Below are 6,470 nucleotides of genomic sequence, written 5' to 3' on the forward strand. Positions count from 1 at the left end.
GGCAAGAGCGACCATCGCCGCTCACGACGTTCACACGGGTGCGGTGCGGGACTGGTAGCGGTAGCGGCAGGCGGACGCGGTGATCAGCAGCGGGATCGCGGTCGCTGCGGCGATGGTGAAGAGGGTGGTGTACTCGCCCCGGTCCGCGGCGTAACCGGCCGCTGCCGATGCTGCCGCGCTGCCGAGGAACAGCGCGGAGGCGAACAGGGACACCGCCAGGCCCCGGGCCTCGGGGACCACCGAGGTCGCCCAGGTCTGCAGGGACGAGTGCATGAACGACCAGCCGCCGCCCAGCAGCAGTGCGGTGATCACCACCGAGGCGATGTCCGTGCGCAGCGCCACGACCAGGTAGCCGAGCGCCATCGAAGTACCGCCGATCGCGATCAGCTGCCACACCGCCAGCCGCCGTCCCAGTGCCTTGACCAGCCTGGAGAACAGCCACACGCCGATGCCGTAGGTGGCGGTGGCCAGGCCGGCGACCGCGACGTCGACGCCGTGGTGCACCAGGGCGGACGGGAGGAACGTCATGATGCCCAGCAGGACCGCGCCTTCCACGAAGACCAGGCCGAACACCAGCAGCGCCCAGCGATTCGTCAGCACCAGCGCCAAGTGCTCGCGCACGCCGCTGACCTGAGCGCGCTCCGGCTCCGGGAGCTTGCCGATCACGATCGCGCACAGCGCGGCGCACAGCGCTGGGAGCGCGAAAACCGCGCGCCAGTCGAGGAAACTGGCGAGCACTCCGCCCACGGCCGTGGCCAGCGCGGTGCCCATCGCCGATGCCGCCATGAGGTCGGACAGCGCGCCTTGCCGCTGCTCCGGGGGAACCGTGTCGCCGACGTAGGTCAGCGAAGCCGGGACGATGGCGCCCACGCACGCGCCCGTGATCACGCGCGCGGCGATCAGCGCGGCCAGGTTCGGTGCCAGCGCGGACACCAGACCTGCTGCCGCTGCGGCGAAAAGCGTGCCGCGCATGACGACGATGCGCCCGAACCGGTCCGACAGCATTCCCCAGAGCGGCTGCGTGAGGCCGTAAGCGAGGAAGTAACCGCTGGCAGCGGCCACCGCCGAAGCGAGCGGGACCTGCATCCCGAGCGCGAGGAGCACCAGCATCGGCGTGACCGCGAACCGGTCGAAGTTGGCGATCAGCGTGGCGGCGGACAGCACCAGCGGTGGCCTGGTGGACGGCATTAGCGGCTCCTGCGGTCTGGGACGCCCGTCCATGTTCGCCGACCGCGCGGTCTCGAGATCAGTGAGGTTGACCACCCGTCCCCGGGAGCTGATCTCCCCGGGCGGCGGCGGATAGGGTTCGGGTATGCCTCAGGGACAGCCTTCTAGCGTGCCCAACGATGGTTTGACGACCCGCCAGCGCCGCAACAGGCCGCTGGTCGTGGTCCACACCGGTGAGATGAAGGGCAAGTCCACAGCCGCTTTCGGACTCGCGCTGCGCGGGTGGAACCAGGGCTGGTCGATTGGCGTGTTCCAGTTCGTCAAGTCCGCGAAGTGGCGGGTCGGCGAGGAATCCGCGTTCCGCGCGCTGGGGCGGTTGCACGAGGAGACCGGCGAGGGCGGCCCCGTCGAGTGGCACAAGATGGGCGAGGGCTGGTCCTGGGCCCGCAAGCAGGGCACCGAGGAGGACCACGCCGCTGCCGCGCTGGAGGGGTGGCGCGAGATCGCCCGGCGGATCGGCGAGCAGCAGCACGGCATGTACGTGCTGGACGAGTTCACCTATCCGCTGCACTGGGGGTGGATCGACGTCGACGAGGTGGTGGCGACGCTGCGCGACCGCCCCGGCCACCAGCACGTCGTGATCACCGGCCGCTACGCCCCGCAGGCGCTGCTCGACGCCGCCGACCTGGTGATGGAGACGACCAAGGTCAAGCACCCGATGGACGCCGGCCAGAAGGGCCAGAAGGGCATCGAGTGGTGACGTCCGCTTCGCACGCCCGCGTGGTGATCGCGGCCCCGGCCTCCGGGCAGGGCAAGACGACGGTGGCGACCGGGCTGCTCGGAGCGCTGCGCCGCCGCGGCACCGACGTCGCGCCGTTCAAGGTCGGTCCGGACTACATCGACCCCGGTTACCACCGGATCGCCGCAGGCAGGCCCGGGCGCAACCTGGACCCGGTGCTGGTCGGCGAGGAGCGGGTCGCGCCGCTGTTCCGGCACGGGGCGGCGGAGCTGTCCGTGGTGGAAGGCGTGATGGGGCTGTTCGACGGTCGCATCGGCCCCGGCGAGGGCTTGGCGACCGGCTCCACCGCGCACGTGGCGCAGCTGCTCGACGCGCCGGTCGTGCTGGTCGTCGACGCCAGGGGCCAGAGCCACAGCCTCGCCGCGCTGCTGCACGGTTTCCGCAGCTACCGGCCGGAAGTCCGGGTGGCCGGGGTGATCCTGAACCGCGTCGGTTCGCCGCGCCACGAGCAGGTGCTGAGCGATGCCGCGGACGCCGCGGGGTTGCCGGTGTTCGGCGCCATCCCGCGCGCCGACGACCTCGCCGTTCCGTCGCGGCACCTCGGTCTCGTCACCGCCGTCGAGCACGGTTCCGAGGCGGTCCGCGCGGTGGACGCGATGACCGAAATCGTTGCCGGCTCGGTGGATCTCGACGCGATCGCCGCTCTCGCGCGCTCGGCGCCGGAACTCCCCGGGCCGGCCTGGAACCCCCGGGACGAGGTCGAACCGCAGGGCTCGCCGGTGGTCGCGGTGGCCGGGGGAAAGGCGTTCACCTTCGCCTACGCCGAGCACGTCGAGCTGCTCGAAGCCGCAGGTGCCGAGGTCGCCGTCGTGGACCCGCTCAACGACGAACGGCTGCCGGAGCGCACCGCGGGTTTGGTGCTGCCGGGCGGGTTCCCGGAGCAGCACGCCGCCGCGCTGTCCGCGAACACCGCGCTGCGCGGGGAGATCGCGGCCTTCGCGGCCAGCGGGGCGCCGGTGCACGCCGAGTGCGGCGGACTGCTGTACCTGGCCGAGGAACTGGACGGACATCCGTTGTGCGGAGTGCTCCCGGCGAAGGCGCGGATGTCCTCGCGCTTGACGCTCGGTTACCGGGATGCGGTGGCCGCGACCGATTCCGCGCTGTTCCCCGAAGGATCGCGGGTGAGCGGGCACGAGTTCCACCGCACCGTGCTGGAGCCCGCCCGCGGCGAGCAGGCCGCTTGGATCTGGCGGAGCGAGGGCGTCCAGCGCGAGGGCTTCGTCGTCGGCGGCGTGCACGCGTCCTACCTGCACACCCATCCCGCCGGGCAGCCCGGCTCGATCGGGCGGTTCGCGGCCAGGTGCGCGGGAACTGCGTGATCGGGGCGGCAGCGTGGGCTTCGCCACTCGACGTCCGGCGGTTCCGCGGTCGGCCCGCGCGCGCTGATGATCGAGATCGAGCTGGCCACGGTGCCGCGCGTCGTGGATCGTCGCGCGGGCCCGTGCGGCGCCCGGTGAATCCCGTTCGTCACGGGTGGTGACAGGCGCTGTGCGGGACGTGACCGCCCTTCCGTAGGTGGTGCGGTCACGCGGTACGGTCATTGCCTACACAGGCGGGCGCCGGTCGGGTGAACCGCGCGCCGCACGCGGAGCCCCGGGGCGCTCGGTCCGCACCGGGCACCTGGGCGCACCGGCCGAGCGGCCGGATGCGTCCGAAGTGGACGACGCGCCGCATCTGTCCACAGTGGTAGGACTTCCACCCCGAGGCGGAAGAGGAGAGCAATGGTGACTGGCCGGATCTCGTTCATCGGTGCCGGTCCGGGCGCTGCCGACCTGATCACGGTCCGCGGCGCGCGCCGGATCGCCGAGGCGGACGTCGTGCTGTGGGACGCGAGCCTGGTCGCGCCGGAGTGCGTCCAGGAGCACGCGAGCACCGACGCCGAGCTGATCGACTCCTCCCGCCTCACCCACGAGCAGGCGCTGGAGGTCTACCGCCGCGCCGAGCGGGACAAGCTCAAGGTCGTCCGCCTGCACTCCGGTGACCCGGCGATGTGGAGCTCCGTCCAGGAGCAGCACGACGCCTGCACCCGGATAGTCGTGGAAACCGAGATCGTGCCCGGCGTCGCGCCCTTCTCCGCGGCGGCCGCCGCGATCGGCCGCGAGCTGACCTCGGAGGTCGCCCAGTCGCTGGTGGTGACCCGGATGGAGAGCAAGGCGCCGACGCCCGCGGGCGAAGAGGTGCGCGAGCTCGCCAAGCACGGCACCACGATGGCGCTGTCCCTCGCCGGTTCGCGCACCGGCCAGCTGGTCGAGGAGCTGCGCGCCGGCGGCTACCCGGAAGACACCCCGGTGCTGGTGGCCTACAAGGTCAGCTGGCCCGACGAGACGCTGCTGCGCACCACGCTCGGCGAGCTGGAGAAGACCGTCAAGCAGCGCAAGCTCTGGCGGAACCTGCTGTTCATCGTCGGCAAGAGCCTCAACGGCAGCGGAAGCCGTCCGCAGCCCTACTTCCACACCTACCGCCGTGCGGAACCGGCGGTCCGGCGCACGGTGCGGACCGAGCGCCCCAGCGCATCGCGGCGTCGCAGCACCGAGCCCGCGGCGGGCAACGGGCGGGTGAAGGAGTCCGACGTGGCCTGGTGGGCCGTGCGCGACTGGCAGGAGAGCGCGCGCGGAGCGGCGCGCGTGGCGGCGACCCGTCCGGCGTCGGCCCGGCGCGTGGACGAGGCGCAGTCGCAGCTGTTCGTCGACGAGCCGGTGGCGGTCGACACCCTCGAAGCGCCGGTCCCCGCCGAGGTCGTCCCCGCCGTGGAGGAGTCCGCCGTCCCCGGTCCGGTCGAGGAGGCCGTCGAGGCGGCGCCGAAGAGGACGTCCGCGGCGAGCAGGACGACCACCCGGGCCACCGCGAAGGCGACCCCGGCCAAGCGCACTACCACGAAGAAGACCGCTGCGGCGAAGTCGACCAGCGCGAAGACGACCGCCGCGAAGCGGACGGCGGCCAAGGCGAAGCCCGCCGCGAAGCGGAAGTCCGCGGCGAAGGCGGACGAGCCCGGCGAGTGATGCCGGCCGTCCGAAGTGGACGCGGGGTGGGGCTCGGTCGGGGGATCGCTGCCGCCACCAGCGCACCGCGTCGGCGTGTGCGGACCGGCTCCGGGAGCCGGTGGCAGCAGTATTGGAGCAGTTCGGCGAGGAATGCGGCCGCCGGTCGCGTGTTCGGGGTGTGCCGGTGGAACACGCGGTCGCGGTCGCCGAGGTGAGGTGGGTGACGTGGCAGTCACGGTGATCGGGATCGACGGCGGCGACCTGCCCAGGGGTGCTGCGCAGGAGCTGGAGTCGGCGCGGCTCGTGGTAGGCGGCAAGCGGCACCTGGACGCGCACGCGCCCGAGCACGCGCGCAAGTTCGAGCTGGGGCCGCTGGAGCCGGCGCTGAACGCGCTGTCCGCGCTGTCCGGCGATGAGCACGGCGTGGTGCTCGCCTCCGGCGACCCCGGTTTCTTCGGCGCGGTGCGCGCGCTGCGCGAGCGCGGCATCCGGTGCACGGTGCTGCCGTCGACGTCCAGCGTGCAGCAGCTGATGGCCCGCGTCGGCCGGTCGTGGGACGACGTGGTGGTGGTCAACGCCAACGGCCAGGACCTGGCCAAGGCGATCAACGTCTGCCGCGCGCGCCCGGCCGTGGTGGTGCTGACGACCGCGCCGAAGGCCGGACCGGCGCAGATCGGGTCCGGGCTGACCGGGTGGCGGCGCACCATGGTGGTCGCCGAGGACCTCGGCGGGCCCTACGAATCGGTGGTCACCGTGGACCCGGCGGAGGCGGCCAAGCGGACCTGGCGCGAGCCGAACATCGTGCTGTCCCTGGCCGACCTGGACGACGTGCCGCACCGCGGCTGGATCGTCGGCGGCGAGCCGGTCCCGCCGGCCACCGGCTGGGCGCTGTCCGAGGACGAGTTCTCGCACCGCGACGGCGTGATCACCAGTGCAGAGGTGCGGGCGGTGGCGTTGGCCAAGCTCGCGCCGCGCCCGGGAGCCCTGGTGTGGGACGTCGGCGCGGGCTCCGGCTCGGTGGCTGTGGAGTGCGCCCGGCTGGGCGCGGCGGCGATCGCGGTGGAGTCCGACGAAGCGCAGGCGATGCGCCTGATCACCAACGCGGCCAGCCACGGCGTGGACGTCCGGGTGGAGGAGGGCGAAGCGCCGCAGGCGCTGCGGAACCTGCCCCGGCCGGACTCGATCTTCGTCGGAGCAGGCGGCACCGAAGTCGTCACGGCGTGCGCGCACGCGGGAGCGACCCGCGTCGTGGTCGCGCTGGCGGCGCTGGACCGGATCGGCCCGACCCGCGACGCGCTGCGCACCGCGGGCTACGAGGTCGAGGGCGTCCAGCTCTCGGCGTCCCGCCTCGCGGAGCTCTCGGACGGAGCGTCCCGCCTCGAATCAGCGAACCCGGTGGTCCTCATCTCCGGCCACAAGAAGCACTGACCCGTCGTCTTCCTTCCCCGGGGGCGCAAATTCCATTGAAATCGAAGGTCCGATTTCAATGGAATTTGCGCCCCGTCGGCGTGTCGGGCCCCGAC

At 72.8% G+C, this 6,470-nt stretch carries 5 protein-coding genes; 4 read left to right on the plus strand and 1 reads right to left on the minus strand.

Annotated features, from left to right (window positions below; genetic code table 11):
* Positions 1–30 precede the first annotated feature (30 nt).
* Positions 31–1,188, minus strand: coding sequence for an MFS transporter (locus tag ABTZ89_RS33820; RefSeq protein ID WP_351052488.1), 1,158 nt, complete (start codon positions 1,186–1,188; stop codon positions 31–33).
* A 124-nt stretch (positions 1,189–1,312) separates the two neighbouring features.
* Here ABTZ89_RS33820 and cobO point away from each other — a divergent pair, with 124 nt between their 5' ends.
* The 4 genes from cobO (at position 1,313) to cbiE (ending at position 6,375) form a co-directional block, all read left to right on the plus strand.
* The gene (gene cobO, locus ABTZ89_RS33825; protein WP_270952472.1) at positions 1,313–1,927 is read left to right on the plus strand and encodes a cob(I)yrinic acid a,c-diamide adenosyltransferase; all 615 of its coding nucleotides are present in this window, start codon (positions 1,313–1,315) and stop codon (positions 1,925–1,927) included.
* Positions 1,921–3,285 carry a cobyrinic acid a,c-diamide synthase CobB gene (locus ABTZ89_RS33830; protein ID WP_351052492.1) on the plus strand — a complete coding sequence of 455 codons (1,365 nt, stop codon included), beginning with the start codon at positions 1,921–1,923 and terminating at the stop codon, positions 3,283–3,285. The genes cobO and ABTZ89_RS33830 overlap by 7 nt, the downstream gene beginning before the upstream one ends.
* A 402-nt stretch (positions 3,286–3,687) precedes the next feature.
* A complete protein-coding gene (locus ABTZ89_RS33835) occupies positions 3,688–4,965 on the plus strand; it encodes a cobalt-precorrin-4/precorrin-4 C(11)-methyltransferase (RefSeq protein ID WP_351052495.1) in 1,278 nt (425 codons plus the stop codon).
* 207 nt (positions 4,966–5,172) lie between these two features.
* Positions 5,173–6,375 (plus strand): precorrin-6y C5,15-methyltransferase (decarboxylating) subunit CbiE, encoded by a 1,203-nt coding sequence (cbiE, locus tag ABTZ89_RS33840; protein WP_351052498.1) that lies wholly within the window; start codon positions 5,173–5,175, stop codon positions 6,373–6,375.
* The last annotated feature ends 95 nt before the right edge of the window (positions 6,376–6,470 follow it).

This window comes from Saccharopolyspora sp. NPDC002686 (assembly GCF_040295745.1).
GTDB lineage: Bacteria > Actinomycetota > Actinomycetes > Mycobacteriales > Pseudonocardiaceae > Saccharopolyspora > Saccharopolyspora oryzae.